Below are 20,491 nucleotides of genomic sequence, written 5' to 3'. Positions count from 1 at the left end.
TCCATCAAAACTTCGTCTGACCCCATCAGCCCATACGTCGTGCTACGAAAAATCACAACACCGGGCGACTTGAAACTTCGGGTCTGCGCGGTGGAATTCTGAAATTCCGAGCACGCATATGGACCTCTCGAAGATCAAGACGCTGATCGACTTTGTCGGACGATCGAACATTGCCGAGCTGACCGTGACCGAAAAGGACGTGACGGTTCGGATTTTCCGCACGTCGCCGGGTCAGGAGGCTGCTGCCGAGCCCGCGCAAAAGGCAGGATCGACGACGAGCTTTGCCGATGATGCCGGCTCCGATGCGTCGTCGAGGCTCGAGAAAACTTCCTATGCGGTGAAGGCGCCTGTCTTCGGCGTTCTGCACCGGACCCCGGCACCCGGGGAACCGCCATTCATTGCAATCGGTGACGAGGTGGAGGAGGGGCAGACGCTTTTCATCATCGAGGCGATGAAGGTCTTCAACACGATCGCTGCGCCGCGGTCAGGGCGCATTACGCACCTCACCGAAATCGACGAGGGCGAGGTCGAGACCGGCGACCTGTTGGCGGAGATTGCCTGATGCCGGAAACGACTGAACGATCCGCGACCGACCGCTTCGATACTGTTCTGATCGCCAATCGTGGCGAGATCGCAGCCCGGATCCAGCGCGCCTGCCATGAGCTCGGCCTGAAGACGGTCGCCATTTGCTCCGAGGCCGACAGGCAAGCGCCTTACGGCAGCACCGCCGACAGCTTTCTTTGCATCGGCCCATCGACCGCCGCCAAGAGTTATCTCAATCAGGATGCCATCCTTCTGGCGGCGCGTCTTGCCGGTGCAGGCGCCATCCATCCAGGTTACGGTTTTCTGTCTGAAAACGCCACCTTCGCCGACGCCATCGAAAAGGCGGGGCTGACCTTCATTGGTCCGACCGCGTCATCGATTGCGATTATGGGCGACAAGATCGCGGCAAAGCGCGCGATGATGGCGGCCGGCGTGCCCTGCGTTCCCGGTCCGGACACGGCGCTGCCCGATGACCCCGCCACGATCGAGCGCATAGCGCTGGAAATCGGGTATCCCGTCATCATCAAGGCAGCCGGCGGTGGCGGCGGACGCGGCATGCGTGTCGTGCCCAAGGCCGATTTGCTGCATGAAGCAATTGCGCTGACACGGGAGGAGGCCCGCAAGGCCTTCGGTTCCCCCTCGCTCTACATAGAGAAATTCTTAGAGCATCCGCGCCACATCGAGATCCAGGTTATTTGCGACGATCACGGCAATGCCGTGTGGCTGGGCCACCGGGATTGCTCGATGCAGCGCCGCCATCAGAAAGTGGTGGAGGAGGCGCCGGCGCTTGGGATCGCGCCCGACATCATCCAGCCGGTCGGTCTGGCTTGCGTAATGGCCTGCCTTCAGATCGGCTACCGGGGCGTCGGAACCTTCGAATTCCTCTATGAGGACGGCGCTTTCTATTTCATCGAGATGAACACGCGACTTCAGGTCGAGCATCCCGTCACCGAGCTGACGAGTGGTGTCGATATCGTCCAGGCGCAGATAAGGGCGGCGCAGGGCCACGTTCTCGATCTCACCCAAGGCGATGTGACATGCGAGGGCCACTCCTTCGAATGCCGCATCAACGCCGAGGATCCCGAAAATTTCCTGCCGTCGGCGGGTGTCGTCACCCATCTGGCGTTGCCGACGGGACCAGGCATCCGCGTCGATACGCATATTCATGCCGGCTACAAGGTCTCGCCCTATTACGACTCGCTGATCGCCAAGCTGATCGTCCATGCGCCGACGCGGGCGGAAGCGATGGCAAGAATGCGCGAGGCGCTTGCGGGCACTGAGGTCGAGGGGATTTCCACCAACATCCCCTTCCTGCGCGCCCTGTTCGAGGATGGCGCGTTCGCGCGCGGCGAGACGGATATCCATTATCTCGAACAATGGCTGAAACTGCGGAGGGGGGCATGAGCGCGATCGATTTCAGCGATCCGGCGACGATTGCATTGCTCACCGAGGCACTGACGGCCGCCGGTGTGGACGGTCTCGAAATCTCCCGACCGGGCGGACAGCTTCGCATCGTCGTCGCCGGAAAAGGCGGCTCCCGGATCAGCTCGACCGGGGCGACGTCTCCTGCTCCCGATTTCGCTCCCGGCTCCGCATCGGCCGTCGTGAAGGCGCCGATGGCCGGCCGCTTCTGTGTCGAGCACCCGGCCGCCTCCGCCGTGCCGCAAGATCTGCCGCGCTCCGTATCCGATGCGGATATCGTCGGCTTTGTCGGGGTAGGGCACATCCTGCTTCCCCTTCGCGCCGGACGTTCCGGTGTTTTGACCAGGCTGCTCGCCGAGCCTGGTGCGCTGGTTAGCTTCGGTGATCCTCTGTTCGAAATCGAGCTCCAGTCATGATCGTCACGACGAACAGACATGCATCGCAACGCGAGATCGTTCCGGCCACCAAAAGCCTGGCGCGGGTTTCCTCGATCGGCGCCAGATCCTTCCTGCTCGAGGCGCCCGGCGACTTCGATCTCATCGCACAGCGGCGGATCTGGGCTTTGTCCCAGACCGTGAAAGACTGGGCGGACCTTGCGGAAAACATTCCGGGCATGACCAATCTGCTGGTGATCTTCAAGGAGACGCCCGAGGATCCTGATGCGGTGGTCGCCCGGCTGCTGGAGGCATGGGAGAATGCCCGCAGCATCGATCTCAACGGCAAGACCATCGAGATCCCTGTCCATTATGGCGGCGAATTTGCGACGGATCTTCCGGCCCTTTGTAATCTCTCGGGCTTGAGCGACCGTGAGGTCGTCCGCATCCATCATGAAGCGACCTACCGTGTCTTCGCCTTGGGCAGCGCTCCCGGTTTCGGTTATCTGCATGGTCTCGATCCGCGCATCTACATGCCGCGAAAGACCGTGCCCTCGCTGAAGATGCCGAAGGGCTGCGTGACCATCGGCGGTATGCAGACCGGCGTCGCCATGCTCACAGGTCCCAACGGCTGGAATTCCATCGGCTTCGCGGCACTTGAGATGTTCGACCCCATGTTGCCGAGCCCCGCCATGATGGCGCCGGGAGATACGGTGCGGTTCCTGCCGGCAAGGATCGAGCTATGATCGAGATCATGGAAAGCGGTCCGTTCAACACAGTGCAGGATCTTGGCCGCCCCGGCTATCGCGACATCGGCGTATCGGCGAGCGGCGCGATGGATCCGCTTGCGGTCCGGATCGGCAACATTCTCGTCGGCAACGACGAAAACGCAGCCGCGATAGAGGTGCAGACCTTCCCGTTCAGCCTGCGTTTCGAACGGCGCATCGCCTTTGCCGTGACCGGCGCGGACGGCAATTCTCATCTCGACGGATCGGAACTGCTTGCCTGGTGCGCTTATATCGCGGAGCCCGGACAGCTTCTCGAACTGAAACAGCCGCCGCTACTGGCGCGCTCCTATATTTCGCTCGGAGGCGGGCTGGACATCCCCGTTGTCATGGGTTCGCGAAGCACGTCGCTGCGCGGCAGCTTCGGGGGCAATGCAGGCCGGCCTCTGGCGAAGGGCGATCGGATCGCGGTCGGGGAGGACGCAGAAATGATTATGCTGCCGGCCTCCGGGCTCGCCGTCGTCGAACCGGCCGTGGCGCTGCGCGAAGTCTTCCCGGCTGCTGTCGACGGCACACTGCCGATCCGCGCCCTACCGGCCGGCGAGCATGATCTTTTCGCCGGAGGTGGCGAAGCCTTCTGGAGCCAGACCTGGAGGATTTCCTCGCGAAGCGACCGGACGGGCTATCGCCTGTCCGGCGAGCCGATCAAGCCGACAGCGTCCATCGAGATGCGCTCCCACGGTGTCGTGCCCGGCGTGATCCAGGTTCCGCCCGGCGGCGAACCGATCGTGCAGATGAGCGATGCCAACACCGCCGGCGGATATCCGAAGATCGCCGGCGTGATCGAATGCGATCTCTGGCGGCTCGGCCAAGCCCGGATCGGCGCCCGGCTGAAGTTCGTTCGCTCGACGCATGCGGAGGCGCGCTCAGTTGAACAGGCTGTCGCCGGCTATGTCGAGGACGTCAGGCAGACATCCCGACTGGTCAAGCGCGCCTTGAAGGCGATGACCTAATGCGTGTCGCCCAAAAGGCCGTCAAAAGGAGGAACTGATGAAGATCGATCTGAATTCCGACATGGGCGAAGGATTCGGTCCCTACCGGCTGTGCGACGACGAAGCGATGATGAAACTTGTCTCGTCGGCCAACATCGCCTGCGGTTTCCATGGCGGCGACCCGGATACGATGGGACGCATGGTCCGGCTTGCGAAACTGAACGGCGTCGGCATCGGCGCGCACCCCGGTTTGCCTGATCGGCCGGGTTTCGGCCGGCGCGAAATACCGTTTCCGGCAGACGAGCTTCGCCAGCAGATGCTCTATCAGCTCGGCGCACTGATGGCGATCGCCAAAGCCGAGGGTGTCACTGTCTCCCATATCAGCTTCCACGCGGCTATGGGCAATATGGTCAACCGCGATCCTGTGCTGGCCGATCTGATGATGGATGCGATCGCCACGGTCGATGCCGGCCTCGTCGTCTTCGTCACTTCAGGCAGCGAGATCCAGCAGGCAGCTCGGCGCGCGCGTTTGAAGACGCTGGCGCTTTTCCTTGCGGACCGGGCTTATGACGCTGGCGGCAGACTTGTCGCGCGCGGGCTCGCTGGCGCCGTCATCAAGGACGAGGCATCGGTGCGTGCGCGCGTACGGAAATTTCTGCTCGAAGGAACTGTCGAGACGATCGACGGAGCGGTGATCGCAATGCCGGCCCGCTCCATTCTCGTCCATAGCGACACGCCCGGCGCTCTCGAGCTTGCCGGCATCGTGCGCGGCGAGATCGAAGCCACGGGTGCTGCGCTCGCGCCTGCCGCCGAACTCGCCGACTGACGCAATCCCGATCGCCCGCGGGCGTTTCCCGTTCCCATCTCCCATCGAAGGACCATGTCGATGTCCGTCATCGCTGACCGCCTGAAAAACGTCTCCATCTCCGCATCCGCCGCCATGACCCAGCGCGCCAGGGAACTGGCCGCCAAAGGCATCAAAGTTGTCAGCCTCTCGTCGGGCGAGCCGGATTTCCCCACTCCGGCGCACGCGATCGAGGCGGCCTATGCGGCAGCTCTTGCAGGCGATACGAAATATCCTCCGATGGACGGTACGCCGGTGCTCAAGTCGGCCATCATCCGGAAGTTCAAACGGGACAACAATCTCGACTATGATGCGAGCCAGATCGTCGTCTCGGGCGGCGGCAAGCAGGTGATCTTCAATGCCATGCTGGCAACCTGCAATCCCGGCGACGAGGTGGTCATTCCGACGCCCTCCTGGGTCAGCTATGCGGATATCGTCAAGTTCGCCGGCGGTGTCCCGGTCGCCGTCCCGTGCCACGAGCAGACCGGCTTTAAGCTGCATCCCGAGGATCTGGAGGCGGCGATCACGCCGCGCACCAAATGGCTCTTCCTGAACTTCCCGAACAATCCGACCGGAGCCGCCTGCTCCCGGGCGGAGATGGCTGCCATCGCTGAGGTCATGCTGCGACATCCCAATGTCTGGATCATGACCGACGATATCTACGAACACCTGGTCTATGACGACTTCCAGTTCTGCACGATCGCCGAAGTCGAGCCCAGGCTCTATGATCGCGTCCTGACGATGAACGGCGTCTCCAAGGCTTACGCGATGACAGGCTGGCGGCTCGGCTTTTGTGCCGGGCCGAAAGACTTGATCTCCGCCATCAGCAACGTTAACGGACAGAATGGTGGCGGCATCGCGACGCTGACCCAGGCTGCGGCGACCGCGGCGCTCGATGGGCCTCAGGATCTGTTGAAGGAGCGTGCCGCGATCTACAAGGAAAGACGCGACTTCGTTCTCGACCGATTGTCTGAGGTGGAAGGGCTGCGCTGCCATAGGCCCGAAGGCGCCTTCTACATCTATCCCAATATCTCGGGGCTGATCGGCAAGACCAGCAAGGGCGGGCGAAAGATCGAGACCGATGTCGATTTCGTCATGGCGCTCGTCGACGAGCATCATGTCGCGACCGTGCAAGGGGCGGCTTACGGAATGAGCCCCTTCTTTCGCATTTCTTACGCCACGAGCATGGAGAAACTCGGCGAAGGATGCGCGCGCATAGCCCAGTTCTGCAGGGATATGCGCTGATCGGCAACGCGCTTTAGATCTGAATTTCGGATCTAAAGCAAAGAAATGGAGCATGATGTCGTCCGAAAACCGCTCACACTTTTCGGCATCATGCTCTAGCGTTTCAACCGCGCCGTCAGCTCGAGAAGGATGTCGCGGACGGCAAGGGCCGGTTCGGACAAGGGATTCTGATCGGACACACACAGCGACAGGGTTTCTTCGATCCGCGGCGAGACGAGCCGGCAGATCAGCGGCTCGCTCGATTCCGATACGATGCGGTCGGCGATGGCTTTGGGCATGATCGTCGCGCCGAGACCGCTGCCCACCGCGCGGGCGAGCGTGCGGACGATTTCGACTTCCGCCACGACTTTCAAATTGGTGCGGGTGCGCGTGAAGGCGGTATCGACCGCGCGGCGCACGAAATTATAGGCCGGCGGCAACAGCAGCGGCATCCCGTCGAGACTATTGACCGGAACCGGTTTCGCATCCGCTTCGATCGCAAAGTCCCGATGGGCGACAAGGAAAAACTCTTCGCTCAGAATCGGCTCGAACCGGACGCCTTTGATCGGTCCGGTTCCATGGAGAAGCGCCATCTCCAGCCGGCCGTTCATGATCATCTGGCTATAGGTCTGGCCGACGCTTTCCGTCAGGTGCAGCAGAATACCGGGATGCCGTTTCCGGGTCTCCGCCAGGAGGTCGACCGACAGCGTGGCCGCACTGCTGAACGGCACGAGACCGACGGACACACGCCCGGCAAGCGAATTCCCGGCTGCGGAGGCATCCGCTTGCGCCTGCTCCATCTGCCGAAGGATAATCTGCGCATGGCGATACACCGCGTGTCCCGCGTCGGTCATGCTGACGCCCTGCTGGCTGCGGATCAGCAGCTTGTGGCCGAAATGCTCCTCCAGTGCCGCAAGCTGCTGGCTGAGGGCCGGCTGGGCGATGTGCAAAAGGTCCGCCGCTCGCGTGATGCTGCCGCTGTCGACGATCACGATGAAAGATTTGAGGCGTCTGATGTCCATGAGGATCGGGGTACCGTTCTGATCTGCGCGGCTTACATTTGCAGACACGCATTGCTTTTGCAACGCGACGCCGTCGCTGCTTTCCTCAGGCCCGGACGCAGCAAGCTGATGCCCGGCATCAGCTCTTTCTCTTCTTCAGCAGCCTGAGCCGGCTCCATAACCGTTGCTTATTGCTCCAGAGATAATCGGTCTTAGGCAAGGGGTTTAAGCTTCGCTACTGTCTCAATCAACAACAAGGGAACGACAATGCCATTCTCCGACTACAAGACCGCACTGGTGACCGGCGCATCCTCCGGTATCGGCGCAGCCGTGGTTGAGCGGTTCCGCCGGGAGAACATCGAGGTCCATGCCGTTGCCCGCAGTGCCCAAGCGCTGCAGCAGCTGGCCGCGCGGACGGGCTGCATCGCCCACGTCATCGACGTGACCGACCGTCAGGCCATGGCAGAGCTCACACGTCGGGTGGAGTTCGATATTCTCGTCAACAATGCCGGTGTCGACCGGCCGAAGAAATTCCTGGAAGCCGACGAGGGCGATATCGATCTCATCGTCGACGTCAATCTCCGGGCGGTTCTGCACATCTGCCGGCTGGTCGTGCCCGGTATGGTGGCGCGCGACCGCGGACATGTCATCAACATCTCGTCGATTGCCGGCGCCTATAATTTCGGCGGCAACTCATCCTATCACGCCACCAAGGCAGGGGTGAGCATGCTGTCCAACCAGCTGCGCATCGACGCTTTCGGCAAGCGGGTACGGGTCACGGAAATCTGCCCCGGCCGGGTCGCCACTGACATCTTCAATCACGTCCACGGCGATGACCCCAGCATCCGCGAACGGTTCATCGACGGCTTCGAACTGCCGCAGGCGACCGATATCGCCGACGCGATTGCCTTCGCCATAGCAGCCCCCGTCGCCGTCAACATCGGACACATGGAGATCACGCCGACGCTGCAGGTCATGGGCGGCCTGCAGACGGCAAAGCCCCAACCTGCGGCGAAGACGGATCAATCCGGGGAGCCAAACCCGTGAGCGGTTTCGACCTTTCGGCAATCCTGGGAAATCCGGAATATACCGCCATGCTGCTGCATGGCATCGAGATGACATTCATCATCTATGCCGGCTCTTGGTCGATGGCGATGGCGCTGGCACTTCTGCTGCTGGCTTTGCGTTTGTCGCCCTTTCGTTTCGGTGATCCGTTAGTCGCTGCTTACGTATCCTACCACCGCAACGTCCCCACCCTGGTTCAGCTGATGCTGTGGTATTTCGGGATTTTCACCCTGATGCCGAGCGGGGTAGCCGAATGGCTGGCCGTCCATAATGCCGAGGCCATCTTCGCGGTGATCGGGCTCGGGCTCTGCCAGGCGGCCTATTTCAGCGAAGATCTTCGTTCGGGCGTGCGCTCGGTCAGTCCAGGCCAGATGCAGGCAGCCCGCGCGCTTGGCCACGGTTATGTCTCGGCGATGCGTTTCGTCATCATGCCGCAAGGCGTGCGCAACGCGCTGCCGCCGCTCATCAATCACAGCGTTTCCCTGTTCAAGAACAGCAGTCTCGCCGTCGTCATCGGAGCCTCGGAACTGACGCATGCCGTCAAGGAAATCGAGAACCTCAGCTTCCGGACCTTCGAGATCTACCTGATCGGCACGGTTCTCTACCTCTTCTTCTCGCTCGTGATCATGAGCATCGGCGCCTATCTGTCGATGCGCACCGATCCTGCCAGGAGTGCGCGAGCATGATCCACGACATGATCGCCATCGTCCAAGACTACTGGCTGCTGCTGCTGATCGGTCAATATCCCAATGGGCCGCTTGGCGGGCTGGCCAATACGCTGATCCTCTCGGCGCTCAGCATCGCTCTCGCCTTTCCGGTCAGCATCCTGTTCGCGTTGGCGCGGCTCTCCAGGTCGCCGCTGCTGCGCTGGCCGGTCACCGCGCTCGTCTATTTCACCAGGGGCGTGCCGCTCTTGATGCTCATCCTGTGGAGCTATTTCCTCGTTCCGCTGCTGACCGGCGCCGATGTGCCGAGCTTCGTGACGATGCTGACGACACTCGTGGTCTATCAAAGCGCGTTCCTGAGCGAAGTCGTGCGTGCCGGCATCGTTGCGCTCGGACCGGGCCAGATGGACGCGGGACGTGCGCTTGGTCACGGTTATTTAGGTGCGATGCGCTTCATCATCCTGCCGCAGGCGCTCTACAACATGATCCCGAGCATCATCTCCACCTTCGTCTCAACGATCAAGGACACGACGCTCGGCTACGTGATCAACGTGCCGGACCTGACCTTTGCCGCAAGCCAGGTCAACAACCAGCTCCTGACGCAGCCTTTCCAGGTCTTCCTCATTCTGGCGATCGTCTACTTCGCCATCTGCTGGACGCTCACCTACTTCGCAAATCGCCTCGAGCGGAGCATCACGCGGCGGCGTGCGGGACTTTCCAACCTTCCTGCCGCCGCCCTGGTCGCGCCATCGAAAATCATATCGGAGCAGCCATGACCATGTCAGTTTCAGCCCAGGAATTGCAGACGATCCGGCTTTCGCAGGTCTGCAAGAGCTACGGCGACTACCCGGTTCTGAAGGACATCGATGCACAGGTCTCGCGCGGCGAAGTCGTGGTCATCTGCGGGCCGTCCGGTTCGGGAAAGTCGACGCTGATCCGCACGATCAATCGCCTCGAGGAGATCAACAGCGGATCGATTACGCTCGACGGCCAAAACATTCATGCCGCCATGCGGGCGAAGGAACTCAATGCGCTGCGCAGCCGGATCGGCTTCGTATTTCAGAACTTCAACCTGTTTCCGCACCTTTCGGTGGTCGAAAACGTGTCCATGTCGCCAATCCGGGTGAAAGGCGTGGCGCCTGACGTCGCAAAGGACAAAGCCCTCAAGCTTCTCGATCGGGTCGGCCTTGCCGACAAGGCCCGCGCCTATCCCGGGCAGTTGTCGGGCGGCCAGCAGCAGCGGGTGGCAATCGCCCGCGCCCTTGCCATGGAACCGCCGGTGATGCTGTTCGACGAGCCGACCAGCGCGCTCGATCCTGAAATGGTCGGCGAAGTGCTGGCCGTCATGAAGAGCCTGGCGTCCGAAGGCATGACCATGCTCTGCGTCACCCACGAAATGGGTTTCGCGCGCGACGTCGCAGATCGGGTCTGGTTCATCGATGCCGGCCAGATCCTCGAAATGGCGACCCCCGAGGACTTCTTCAACAATCCAAGCCATCCCCGTGCGCAGCGATTCCTCGCTGATCTCAGGCATTGATACCAACCACCAAAAACAAAGGAGAACAGCAATGAACTGGAAATGCCTAACCCTCACCGCCGCATTTGCCGGCATGGCGGCCGCCTTGCCCGCAAAAGCCGATCAGCTCGACAACATCATGTCAGCGAAAACCCTGCGCTGCGCGACTTTCGCCGACGTTCCTCCCTTCGCCTCTCCCGATCCGAAGACCCGCGAAATGGCCGGTTTCGACGTCGACCTCTGCGGCGCCATCGCCAAGGAACTGGGCGTCAAGGCTGAAATCAAGCCAGTTTCGGTCGAGGCGCGCGTGCCCGAGGTCAAGCTCGGCCGCGTCGACATCACCGTTGCCAACCTTGCCTATACTCTGAGCCGTGCCGAGCAGATCCAGTTCAGCGATCCCTATTATCTCGCCAAGGAAATGCTGATCGTGCCGGCGGACGATGCCGGCAAGAAGAAGGCCGATTATGCGGGCCAGCGCATCGCTTCGACCAAGGGTTCGACCTCAGAGATGTCGATCAAGCTCAACAAATCCGACCCACTGACCTTCCAGGATACCGCCTCGGCCTATCTCGCCGTCCAGCAGGGCAAGGCGCGCGGCATGGTGGCCAACACCATGACGACGACCAAATTCGTCAATGAATCGAAGAGCAAGGGCAAGGCAATGCGGATGATCGAGGAGCCGATGCTGTACCAGCCGATCGGCATCGGCATGGCCAAGGATCAGCCGGCGCTGACCGCCAAGATCAACGAGATCCTTCGCAAGCTCGACACATCGGGCGAGATCAACAAGATCTGGGACAAGTGGCTCGGTCCGGATACCGAATACAAGATGACGCGCACCGACAAGGTCGTATCGCTCTCCGAGCTGAAGTTCGACCCGATCCCGTAAGCCGACCGGCTTCGGCGTCATCCACCGATAACGTCCAAACGAATTCAGACGGCGGGGCATGCCCGCCGTCGGCCAAAAATGGGAGGCATCCGTGATCCATATTAAAGATATCGCCGAACGACCAAGCAAAGCCGATATCGACGCCGTTTCCAAATTTTCGCCCGCGACGATCCACGAAGCCCAAGGGCGCCGTGGAGCCCTTTCCTCCCGCCTCAAGCCCGTCGACTACCGCATGAAACTGTGCGGCCCGGCCTTCACGGTGAAATGCGCGCCGCGTGACAACATCATGCTGCAGCTCGCCATCAACTACGCAAAGCCGGGCGATATCATCGTCGTATCGGCGGGCGAATACGAAGAGGCCGGATCCTTCGGCGATGTGCTTGCCAATGCCTGCCTTGCAAATGGTATCGGCGGTCTCGTGACCGACACCGGCGTGCGCGACACGCTGCAACTGAGGGAGCTTGGCTTCCCGGTCTTCTCGCTCAGCGTCTGCATCAAGGGGACGGTGAAGGAAACCATCGCGGCGGTGAACGACACGATCATCGTCGGCGGCGAAATCATCCATCCCGGCGACATCATCGCCGGCGATGCCGACGGCCTGGTGGTCGTGCGCCGCCAGGAAGCGCAGGAAGTCGCCAGGCTGTCACAGGCCCGCGAAGATGCCGAGGCCGGCTATATCGCGGCATATAAGCAGGGCAAATCGGTTATCGAGGTCAGCAATCTCGAACCGGTGCTGAAAGCCAAGGGCCTCGTCGTCGACATCTGAGACGACAGCGCAATAGCCATCAGCCCTGCCACTTTATAAAGCGGCTGGCCTTTTCGGCCAGCCGCCTTATGCAAGAACGCTACCAGGCAGGCGCCACGCCTCCAAGATCGGTCTGGAAACTATTATGGACACATGTTCTATAAAATGGACAGATTCGACGGGAGCTCGCCATGCATCTTTCCATGTGGACTTATCCCTGGGACATCCAGGACCAGGGGCTTGCAGCACTCGCCGCCGAGCTTCGCGGCCGCGCCGGCCTGAACACGGTCAGCCTGGCGACCTCCTATCATGCCGGCCGGTTCCTGCAGCCGCGGAGCCCGCAGCAGAAGGCCTATTTCCCCGAGGACGGGACGGTCTACTTCCGGCCGGATGAAAGCCTGTGGCAGGACAAGCTGATCCGGCCGCTGATGGCTGGGAATGTCACTGAGCGCGGCGACATGCTGGAAACCCTCGTCCAGGGACGCGAGGCGACGGGTCTCAAGGTCTCCTGCTGGACGGTCTGCCTGCACAATACCCGCCTCGGCATGCTGCATCCCGATCATGTGACGCGGAACGCCTTCGGCAATCCCAACTATTACAATCTTTGCCCCTCCAGCCCGGCGGCGCGGGCCTATGCCGTCACCCTCGTTCGCGACATCACGACCAACTACCGGCCCGATATGGTGGAGCTCGAGAGCCCGAATTTCATGGGCTTCGCGCATGAATATCATCACGAAAAAGACGGTGTCGGCCTGAACGCCGAAGACGATTTCCTGCTGTCGCTCTGCTTCTGCGACCATTGCACGGCGCGCGCCACAAAGGCCGGTGTGCCGGTCGAAGGCGCGCGCGGATCGGTCGCGCGCTTCATCGCCGAACTTTGCGAACGAGCTATCCCGGAACGGCAGTTCCCGGACTTTCCGGCCGCCGGCATCGATGCCTTTCGCGACCATCCAGATCTGCATGCCTATCTCACCTGGCGCAGCGAACCGGTGACCAGCCTGATCGACGAGATCAAGGCGGCCGCCGATCCGGCAACCCGCATCGTGCTCATCGACCTGAAGGACGGCTGGCTCGGCGGCGTCGATCTCGCAGCCGTCGGCAAGCTCTGCGACGGGGCGATCCTCTGCTGCTACGACATGGAGCCGGACGCCGTCGGCGACGTCATCCGGACCGGCCGGGCGGCAATTGGACCGGGCAAGTTCCTCGCCGTGGGCCTGCGCGTCTTCTATCCCGAGGTCAGCGGGTCGGCGGTGCTGACCGCACGCGCCAAGGCTGCCATCGATGCCGGCGCTGACGGCGTGAACTTCTACAATTACGGCCTGATACCGGCAAAGCGTCTCGACTGGGTCAAGGCAGCGGTCGACGCAATCGCTTGAGCAGATCAGCGCTTCTCAGGATGCGATGGGTTCGGCGACCTGGATCAGGCAGTCGCCGGCCTGGCTGTCGCAATGCAGCCTGTGGGAAATGACAATGCCGCTCTCGGCAAAGCGCAGCTCTTCCTCCGGCTGTTCGAGGCGTTCCAGATCATGATACCATCCGGCAAACTCGCCGGCGGCAACGGTGGCACCGAGGGCAACGGCCGGCTCGAACCAGCCTCTGTGGTTCGCATGGATGCCCTGGCTGTGCCTAGATAGTGAAAGCAGCTGCAACGGTCCCGGCTCGGCGAGCGGCACGCGCGACAGGACCGGATGCTTCACGATGCCGAGTGTGACGAGCAGCCGGTCGATCGCGGCCGCCGTGAAAGCCATTGTCTCTTGCGTCACGGTGCCGCCGCCGCCGAACTCGCCGGAAAGACCGATGGTTCCGGCCCGCGCGGCCGCCCCCATCGATGTCGGTGCGGTCGGCCCGTTATCGGCGATGAAGGCATGCGCGGCACCCATGGCGCGCATCAGTGAAACGGACCGTTCGAAGCGGGCGCTATCGGCCTGCCGCTCGATCAGCGTGCAGGGCAGGTGGGCCATGGAGGTGCCGCCCGAATGCAGGTCGAGCACGACGTCATGGCGGGGAAAGAGTTCGTGTTCGAGGAAATGCGCCAGACGCGCCGTCGGCGAGCCGCTGGGATCGCCGGGAAACGCTCGATTGAGGTTGCCGCCGTCGAAGGGCGAGCAGCGCTTGGCCGCCATCACCGCCGGCAGGTTCGCCATTGGCAGGATGGTGACGGCGCCGCGGATTTCGGCGACATCCAGCAGCCGCATCAGCCGGCCGAGCTGGAGTTCGCCCTCATATTCGTCGCCATGGTTGCCGGCCATCAGCAGCAAAGACGGCCCCTCGCCATTCCTGAGGCAAAGGATCGGAATGCGGATCTGATAATAGGGCGACCGGTCGATCGAATAGGGAATGGCGAGATGGCCGGCCTGCCGGCCCTCGCGCGAAAAGTCGATCGGATTGACGAGACCGCTATGCATGATGTCTCCAGTGCGGCGGTTGCGATGCCGTCAAAGGGCGGCAACGGCAGTCATTTCGACACGCAGATCGGGATCGGCGAGACGAGCTTCGGTGCAGGCGCGGGCCGGCGGGTTTTCGATGTCGATCCAGTCATCATAGACGCTGTTCATCGCCTCGAAATCGACGATCGCCGGCAGGAAGACGTTGACGGCGATCAGGCGCGAGCGGTCGATACCGGCTTCTTGCAAAAGGGCGTCGATCTTGCCGAGCACGTCGCGGGTCTGATCCTTGATATCAGCCTTGCGATTTTCCGCGACCTGGCCGGCAATATAGACGAGACCGCCGTAGCTGACGGCTTGGCTCATACGCGAACCTTTCTGATAACGCTGGATCATGGCGGGTTTTCCTTTTCTTGCTTTTGGAGGGAGAGTTCAGCCGAAGCTGGTCAGATAGGCCGCCGTCACCGAATGGTCCGGGTCGAGGCCGTAGAGGATGGCATGCCGGTCAAGGCAGGTGCAGGGATGGGAGATGCCGCACTCGATGACGTCGCCGACCGCGACGTCGCTGCCGTCGGCAAGGGCGACGAAGGCGTGTTGATCGTTGAGGCGAAACACGTCAGCGCTCTCGAGATCGGCAAGACGCGCGCCATTGCGATAGAGCGCCAACGGCCGTGGCAGGCCTTGGTCCATGGCCACGTCGCGCATACCCATGCCTGAGATCGCCAGCCGCGGCTCCGGCCGAGAGAGGACCTCGGCCCAGACCCGCAGCGCCGGACGGAAACCCGCGGCCGCCGAGATCGTCTCGCCGCCGATGCGGAAGCCGCCGCGTGCATCGAGGCCGGCAAGGCCGCGCTCGTAGATGCCGTGATCGTGGAAGAAGATCGCGCCGCTGCGCAGCACCAGCCGGCAGGCGGGATCGGCCGCAACGGCGGCTGAAAGCCTGGCAATCACGAGGTCGAAAAACACCGAGCCGCCGGCCGTGACGAGGAGCGACCGCTCGTCACCGATGCGGGCGCGCAGCTTCGGCAGGAAATCGGATGTCACCGCCATCAGCGCGTCGATGCGACGCATCGTCTCTTCCGCATCGGCGGTCGCGGCCGCACCTTCATAGGCGGCGATGCCGGTCAGCCGGAAGGCCGGCGTCTCCGCGGCAAGGATCGCCTCCAGAATTGCCTCGGCGGCGGCGACGCCGCGGGCACCGGCGCGACCGGCACCGAACTCCACCAGCAGACCGAGGGGCGGCAGATCGACACGCTCCTGCCAGGCGGAGCGAAGAGCCTCGGCGAGCGCCGTCGAATCCACGAAGATATGAAGTTCCGCATCGGGATAGTGGGCAAGCAGGGCCGCGAGCCGGCGGGCAGCGGCGGCCCCGCCGATCTCGTTGGCGAGGATCAGCCGGCGCTGTCCCGCCTTGAGCAGGACGGCGGCCTGGCGGATATCGGCGACCGTCGTGCCCCAGGCGCCTGCCGCCAGAAGTGCCTCCGCCAGCGCCATCGACATCGGTGTCTTGGCGTGCGGCGCGATCTCGGCGCCGTGGCTCTTCACATAGGCCATCATCAGTTCGACATTTCCCGTGAAAGCCTGCCGGTCGAGCGAGATCAGCGGCAGGGCCATCCTGCCGTCATAGGGCTTCCATCCTTGCTTGCCGATTGCAGCAAGCGGAAGCGGCGGATTGCCGGGCGGAAAGCCGCGCACCCGCTCGTCGATCAGCACGTTTTCCGTCGCAGTATGGAGGTCAGACATCGCAGCCACTCCTGATCTCGGCCGGATCGGCGATGCCGAGGCGATAGGTTTCATTGGCGGTGGCAAAGAACAGGGCGCGCTGCTCGTCGTAAGAGAGCTCTGAGGCGACCGCTCGGAAAACCTGGTAGACCTCGTCGAAAGAGGCGTGCAAGCCCGCGACCGGAAAGTCGCTCGCGAACATGGCGCGCGCCGGGCCGAAACAATCGAGGCAATGCTCGATCACCGGCCGCAGGCTTTCGAGCGTCCATTGGTTGTCGTAGGCGACGAGGTCGGAGATCTTCAGGCGCAGATTCGGCTCGCTGCCGAGCGCCCGCAGACCACGGCGCCAGAGCGCCATGCCATCCGCCGTCCGGTCGGCCGGGCTGCCGCCGTGGTTGAGCACGAAAAGCGTTTGCGGAAAAGCACGCACCAGTTCGAGCGCCTCATTCATCTGCCAGGGATAAAGCATAAGGTCGAAGACCAGTCCGAGCCGCGTGGCATGGGCAAGTCCCGCCCGCCAGGCGGGATCGTCCATGCGGTTCGGGCGCGAAGCAAAACTCTTCGCCGCGTCCGGATGCCAGCTCAAAATATCACGGATGCCGACGACATTCGGGTTCGCCGCTTCCGTCTCGAGCAGGCTTATAGCGTCCGGCCCGTCGAGGGGCACGCACGCGATATAACGGCGCGCCACACCGGAGCTGCGGTCGAGGCCATCCAGCCAGCGGCTCTCGTCCAGCGGGCAGGCAACGGACCAGCCGGCCTCCACATGCACGGTTGCAATTACGTTCTGGCGGGCAGCATCGGCGCGATAATCGTCGATGCCGTAGTCGCGCAGGATCGATGCGAGGCTTCCGAAAACCATCTCTTCGCCGGAAGCTCTGGCCTTCTGCAGCCAGGGATGGCGTTGCAGGCTGAGGTCCCAGAGGTGGTGATGCGGGTCGATCACCGGCCCGTCATAGAGCTCCGTCATCTGCGCGCCTCGCGTCCGGAAACCAGCAGAAGAGCGAGGATCAAGGTGCCGAACATGATCGACCGCCAGCCGGGGGAGGCATTGACGACGGTGATCAGCGCCGTCGTCGTCACAAGCAGGATTGCCCCGGGAATGGTGCCGGCATAGGTGCCGCGGCCACCGAGGATCGAGCTGCCGCCGAGCACGACGGCGGCGATCGAGGTCAGCAGATAGGGGTCGCCGATGCCGACATAACCTTGCCGGTTCATGCCGAGCACGAGAATGCCCGCAAGCCCTGCGAAAAAGCCGGACAGAGTGTGGACGATCAGCGTGTTGCCCGTGACGCTGACGCCGGAAAGCCGGGCCGCCAGCGGGTTTGCCCCAAGCGCCAGGAAACGGGCGCCGATCGGCATGCGGTGGACGAGCAGCAGGACGACGATCGAGACGACAAGCCACAGGATAATGCCTGAGGGAATGCCGAGCGGCCGCGCCTGCCCGAGCAGAATGACCGCCGGATTGCTGACGGTAACCGCGCTGCCGCCGGCGACGATGACGAGCAGCCCCTGCAGGAAGGTCGCCATGGCCAGCGTCATGATGATCGGCGGCACGCGAAGATAGGCAGCACCGGCGCCGTTCATCAGGCCGATAGCCGCGGCGATGGCAAGGGCCGCCGCGATGCCGGCGAGGCCGGTCGGGTCCCAGGCTGGCGAGATCAGCGGCAGCAGGATCGCCGTGACGGTTATGACCGCGCCGACGGAGAGATCGATGCCGCCCATCAGGATGACGAGCGTCTGACCGGCGGCGGCAATGCCGATCACCGCGGCGAGTTCGAGCAGGTAGCGCAGGTGGCCATAGGCGCCGAAACCACGCAACGTAAAGCTTGCGACGATCCAGACGAGCGCGACCAGAAGGAAGGTCAGCAGCGGCGGATTGCGGAACGCGGACCTGATGATATTCATCGCCTTGCCCTCCAAGCCCCAAGAAGTTCCGGCACGGCGACCGCGCCGACGATGATCAGACCTTGCGCGACATATTGTGCGACCGGCGGGAAGCCCAGGAAGAACATGACGTTGATCATCACCGAGAGCAGCAGGCTGCCGCAGATCGCGCCGCGCATCGTGCCCTTGCCGCCGAGGAAGCCCACGCCGCCAAGGACGGCGGCGGCAATCGAGTTCAGCGTGAAGGGCGTGCCGATAACAGGATCACCCGAGCCGGTCTGCGCAGCGACGAAGAGACCGGTCAGGGCGGCGAGAAGACCGGACAGCGCGAAGGCTGCGACCTTCACCCGTTCAACCGGGACGCCGGAGCGGAACGCACCGACCGGATTGTCGCCGGCCGCGTAGATGCCGAGGCCGAGCGGCGTTGCAAGAAAGGCCTTCCACAGTACCAGGATCACGACGAGCAGCAGGAAGGCGACGGGCGTGTGGCCGGCCAGTACCGTCGACAGCCAATCGGGAATGAACCCACCCGGCCGCGGCAGCAGGATGAGTGCGACCCCGCCGATGATGAAGGAGCCGGCGAGCGTGACAATGATTGCAGGCAGCCTCAGATAGGTAACGATGACGCCGATGGCGGCGCCGATCAAAAGACCGGCGAGCGCGACCGCAAGAATGCCGCCCGGCACGCCGAGCGCCCCTTGCATCGTCGTCGCGGCGATCACCGCTCCAAGGCTGACGAGCGGGCCGATTGCCAGCGTGATGCCGCCGTTCAGCATGAGCAAAGCCTGCGCCATGGTGACGAGCGCCAGCGGGAACCAGTTCTGCGTGAACTTGGAGAAGCCGCCGATCGAAAGGATGCCGGGAAAGAGCAGCGCGTAGAGGATGAGAAAGGCGGCGACAACCAGATAGAGGCCGGCAAGGCCACGGTTGCGGCGAAGCTGGATCGAGCCGTAGAGCCGGGATGATGAACTTGTGCTCATGCCGCCTCTCCCTGTGTCGTGGTGGTAATGCCCATGGCCGCACCGACGATCGCTCCTTCGCTGATTTCATCTTGCGACAGCACCGCGGCGACGACGCCCTCGCGCAGAACCACGACACGGTCGCAGAGATGCACCAGCTCCGGCGTATCGGAGCTCGCCAGAATGACGAGCCGCCCCTCGGCGGCGAAGGCACGGAGCATGAGATAGATTTCCCGCTTGGTCTCGATGTCGACGCCGCGCGTCGGATCGTTGAGGAGCAGAACGGAGGGATCGAGCGGCAGCCATTTGGCGAGCGCCACCTTCTGCTGGTTGCCGCCGGAAAGGGCCTGGACCGGGCGGGCCGTGTCGCCCTTGATCGTCAGCCGGCGCGCGAGATCGGCGACCAGACCGTTTTCCGCCGGTCGGTCGCGTAAGCCCTTGCGGGCGAGCCGTCCAAGCGAGGGCAAGATGAGATTGGAGGCGATGGAATGGGGCAGCACCAGCCCCTCATGCTTGCGGTCGGCCGGGACATAGACGATGCCGGTGGCATTCGCCTCGCCGACATTGGCGGGCAGGGCGGGTTTGCCGGATACTTCCGCCCGATCGGCCGAGGCCGGAATCGCGCCGTAGAGACCGAGCAGCAGGTCTTCCTGCCCTTGTCCCACGAGCCCGCCGATGCCGACGATCTCGCCGGCGCGGGCGGAGAAATCGATGTCACGCACCATGCCGGCGGAAAAACCTTCGACGCTGATGCGAATCGCGCCGGGTGCTGCGGCCAGCCGCGGCGGGAACAGGTCGCCGGTCTCCCGGCCGACCATCAGGCGCACCAGGCCTTCGCCGTCGATGCCGGACAGCGACTGGTCGGCGGTGACCAGGCCATCCTTCAGCACCGTGACATGTGAACAGAGCGCCTGCACCTCGTTGAGGCGGTGGGAAATATAGAGAAGTGCAGTGCCGCGATCTCTCAGCGTCTCGATCAGGCGGGCCAGGATGCCGGCTTCGTGCGCGGAGAGCGATGAGGTCGGCTCGTCCAGAATGAGCACACGCGGCTTGCGGAACAGTGCCTTGGCGATCTCCACCATCTGACGGCGGCCAAGTGCCAGATCGGCGACTGGCATGTCGAGCGGCTCGGTGAGCCCGACCATATCGCAGACGTCTGACACGCCGAGATGAAGCGCTCTGTAATCGATAAGGCCGAACCGGCGCGGAAAGGCGCCGAGCCCTATGTTTTCGGCAATCGACAGACTGGCCGTGAGGCTCAGCTCCTGCTGAACGACGGCAATACCCGCACCGCGCGCAGCCGCCGGGCTGAAGCGCTCGACTGGCTTGCCGTCGACGAGGATGGAACCGCTGTCCGGCTGCAGAGCGCCGGACAGGAGGTTGATCAGCGTGGATTTGCCGGCGCCGTTTTCGCCGAGCAGGGCGTGAACCCTGCCCGGCAGAAGGGCAATATCGACGCCCTTCAAAACGGGATTGCCGAAAAATCCTCTGAACACCTGCCGGGCTTCCAGCAGGGGTCTTTCTTCCGTCATGA

22 protein-coding genes are annotated in these 20,491 nt (G+C 63.1%); 14 read left to right on the top strand and 8 right to left on the bottom strand.

Annotated features, from left to right (window positions below; all coding sequences use genetic code 11):
* Nucleotides 1-118: 118 nt before the first annotated feature.
* Genes AC245Y_RS36270 through AC245Y_RS36240 form a run of 7 tightly spaced genes read left to right on the top strand, consistent with a single transcriptional unit; the run spans nucleotide 119 to nucleotide 6,145 of the window.
* Nucleotides 119-562 carry an acetyl-CoA carboxylase biotin carboxyl carrier protein gene (locus tag AC245Y_RS36270; protein ID WP_003555446.1) on the top strand — a complete coding sequence of 148 codons (444 nt, stop codon included), beginning with the start codon at nucleotides 119-121 and terminating at the stop codon, nucleotides 560-562.
* Complete coding sequence (locus tag AC245Y_RS36265; protein ID WP_017997583.1) at nucleotides 562-1,947, top strand: acetyl-CoA carboxylase biotin carboxylase subunit; 1,386 nt, start codon at nucleotides 562-564, stop codon at nucleotides 1,945-1,947. The genes AC245Y_RS36270 and AC245Y_RS36265 overlap by 1 nt, the downstream gene beginning before the upstream one ends.
* Nucleotides 1,944-2,381, top strand: coding sequence for an acetyl-CoA carboxylase biotin carboxyl carrier protein (locus tag AC245Y_RS36260; protein ID WP_017997584.1), 438 nt, complete (start codon nucleotides 1,944-1,946; stop codon nucleotides 2,379-2,381). Before AC245Y_RS36265 ends, AC245Y_RS36260 begins: the two co-directional genes overlap by 4 nt.
* Nucleotides 2,378-3,085: a 5-oxoprolinase subunit PxpB gene (pxpB, locus tag AC245Y_RS36255; RefSeq protein ID WP_003555450.1), complete on the top strand. Its 708-nt coding sequence runs from the start codon at nucleotides 2,378-2,380 to the stop codon at nucleotides 3,083-3,085. The genes AC245Y_RS36260 and pxpB overlap by 4 nt, the downstream gene beginning before the upstream one ends.
* Complete coding sequence (locus AC245Y_RS36250; RefSeq protein WP_017997585.1) at nucleotides 3,082-4,077, top strand: 5-oxoprolinase subunit C family protein; 996 nt, start codon at nucleotides 3,082-3,084, stop codon at nucleotides 4,075-4,077. Before pxpB ends, AC245Y_RS36250 begins: the two co-directional genes overlap by 4 nt.
* 37 nt (nucleotides 4,078-4,114) lie before the next feature.
* On the top strand, nucleotides 4,115-4,882 hold the full coding sequence (locus tag AC245Y_RS36245; protein ID WP_003555453.1) for a 5-oxoprolinase subunit PxpA: 768 nt from the start codon (nucleotides 4,115-4,117) through the stop codon (nucleotides 4,880-4,882).
* A gap of 60 nt (nucleotides 4,883-4,942) precedes the next feature.
* Complete coding sequence (locus tag AC245Y_RS36240; protein ID WP_003555454.1) at nucleotides 4,943-6,145, top strand: pyridoxal phosphate-dependent aminotransferase; 1,203 nt, start codon at nucleotides 4,943-4,945, stop codon at nucleotides 6,143-6,145.
* A gap of 95 nt (nucleotides 6,146-6,240) precedes the next feature.
* Here the strand turns inward: AC245Y_RS36240 and nac are convergent, their stop codons facing one another.
* Entirely contained in the window at nucleotides 6,241-7,146 is a 906-nt protein-coding gene (gene nac, locus AC245Y_RS36235) for a nitrogen assimilation transcriptional regulator NAC (RefSeq protein ID WP_003555455.1), read from the bottom strand.
* Nucleotides 7,147-7,392: 246 nt separating this feature from the next.
* Between nac and AC245Y_RS36230 the strand changes: the two genes are divergently transcribed.
* The 7 genes from AC245Y_RS36230 (at nucleotide 7,393) to AC245Y_RS36200 (ending at nucleotide 13,381) form a co-directional block, all read left to right on the top strand.
* Entirely contained in the window at nucleotides 7,393-8,172 is a 780-nt protein-coding gene (locus tag AC245Y_RS36230) for an SDR family oxidoreductase (RefSeq protein WP_003555456.1), read from the top strand.
* Nucleotides 8,169-8,876, top strand: a complete 708-nt coding sequence (locus AC245Y_RS36225; RefSeq protein WP_003555457.1) for an amino acid ABC transporter permease — start codon at nucleotides 8,169-8,171, stop codon at nucleotides 8,874-8,876. Before AC245Y_RS36230 ends, AC245Y_RS36225 begins: the two co-directional genes overlap by 4 nt.
* Nucleotides 8,873-9,631: an amino acid ABC transporter permease gene (locus AC245Y_RS36220; protein WP_003555458.1), complete on the top strand. Its 759-nt coding sequence runs from the start codon at nucleotides 8,873-8,875 to the stop codon at nucleotides 9,629-9,631. Before AC245Y_RS36225 ends, AC245Y_RS36220 begins: the two co-directional genes overlap by 4 nt.
* Entirely contained in the window at nucleotides 9,628-10,392 is a 765-nt protein-coding gene (locus AC245Y_RS36215) for an amino acid ABC transporter ATP-binding protein (RefSeq protein WP_003555459.1), read from the top strand. The genes AC245Y_RS36220 and AC245Y_RS36215 overlap by 4 nt, the downstream gene beginning before the upstream one ends.
* A gap of 31 nt (nucleotides 10,393-10,423) precedes the next feature.
* Nucleotides 10,424-11,260: an ABC transporter substrate-binding protein gene (locus AC245Y_RS36210; protein WP_003555460.1), complete on the top strand. Its 837-nt coding sequence runs from the start codon at nucleotides 10,424-10,426 to the stop codon at nucleotides 11,258-11,260.
* A gap of 91 nt (nucleotides 11,261-11,351) precedes the next feature.
* Entirely contained in the window at nucleotides 11,352-12,026 is a 675-nt protein-coding gene (locus tag AC245Y_RS36205) for a 4-carboxy-4-hydroxy-2-oxoadipate aldolase/oxaloacetate decarboxylase (RefSeq protein WP_026157754.1), read from the top strand.
* Nucleotides 12,027-12,196: 170 nt separating this feature from the next.
* Nucleotides 12,197-13,381 carry a hypothetical protein gene (locus tag AC245Y_RS36200; protein WP_017997588.1) on the top strand — a complete coding sequence of 395 codons (1,185 nt, stop codon included), beginning with the start codon at nucleotides 12,197-12,199 and terminating at the stop codon, nucleotides 13,379-13,381.
* 15 nt (nucleotides 13,382-13,396) lie between these two features.
* On the opposite strand, the gene AC245Y_RS36195 is transcribed toward AC245Y_RS36200, so the two are convergent.
* From AC245Y_RS36195 to AC245Y_RS36165, 7 genes are read right to left on the bottom strand one after another with little or no spacing between them, the layout of a single operon-like run.
* Nucleotides 13,397-14,410: a succinylglutamate desuccinylase/aspartoacylase family protein gene (locus AC245Y_RS36195; RefSeq protein WP_017997589.1), complete on the bottom strand. Its 1,014-nt coding sequence runs from the start codon at nucleotides 14,408-14,410 to the stop codon at nucleotides 13,397-13,399.
* Between the two features lie 30 nt (nucleotides 14,411-14,440).
* A complete protein-coding gene (locus tag AC245Y_RS36190) occupies nucleotides 14,441-14,785 on the bottom strand; it encodes a RidA family protein (protein ID WP_003555467.1) in 345 nt (114 codons plus the stop codon).
* A 36-nt stretch (nucleotides 14,786-14,821) separates the two neighbouring features.
* Entirely contained in the window at nucleotides 14,822-16,132 is a 1,311-nt protein-coding gene (locus tag AC245Y_RS36185; RefSeq protein ID WP_017997590.1) for an alanine racemase, read from the bottom strand.
* Nucleotides 16,125-17,081, bottom strand: coding sequence for an amidohydrolase family protein (locus AC245Y_RS36180; protein ID WP_017997591.1), 957 nt, complete (start codon nucleotides 17,079-17,081; stop codon nucleotides 16,125-16,127). The genes AC245Y_RS36185 and AC245Y_RS36180 overlap by 8 nt, the downstream gene beginning before the upstream one ends.
* Nucleotides 17,078-18,019, bottom strand: a complete 942-nt coding sequence (locus AC245Y_RS36175; RefSeq protein ID WP_017997592.1) for an ABC transporter permease — start codon at nucleotides 18,017-18,019, stop codon at nucleotides 17,078-17,080. Before AC245Y_RS36175 ends, AC245Y_RS36180 begins: the two co-directional genes overlap by 4 nt.
* Nucleotides 18,016-18,978 (bottom strand): ABC transporter permease, encoded by a 963-nt coding sequence (locus AC245Y_RS36170; RefSeq protein WP_012760651.1) that lies wholly within the window; start codon nucleotides 18,976-18,978, stop codon nucleotides 18,016-18,018. Before AC245Y_RS36170 ends, AC245Y_RS36175 begins: the two co-directional genes overlap by 4 nt.
* Nucleotides 18,975-20,489, bottom strand: a complete 1,515-nt coding sequence (locus tag AC245Y_RS36165; protein WP_017997593.1) for a sugar ABC transporter ATP-binding protein — start codon at nucleotides 20,487-20,489, stop codon at nucleotides 18,975-18,977. The genes AC245Y_RS36170 and AC245Y_RS36165 overlap by 4 nt, the downstream gene beginning before the upstream one ends.
* Nucleotides 20,490-20,491 lie beyond the last annotated feature (2 nt).

Source organism: Rhizobium sp. SRDI943, from assembly GCF_057653695.1.
This window is presented reverse-complemented; position numbering and strand designations above follow the sequence as displayed.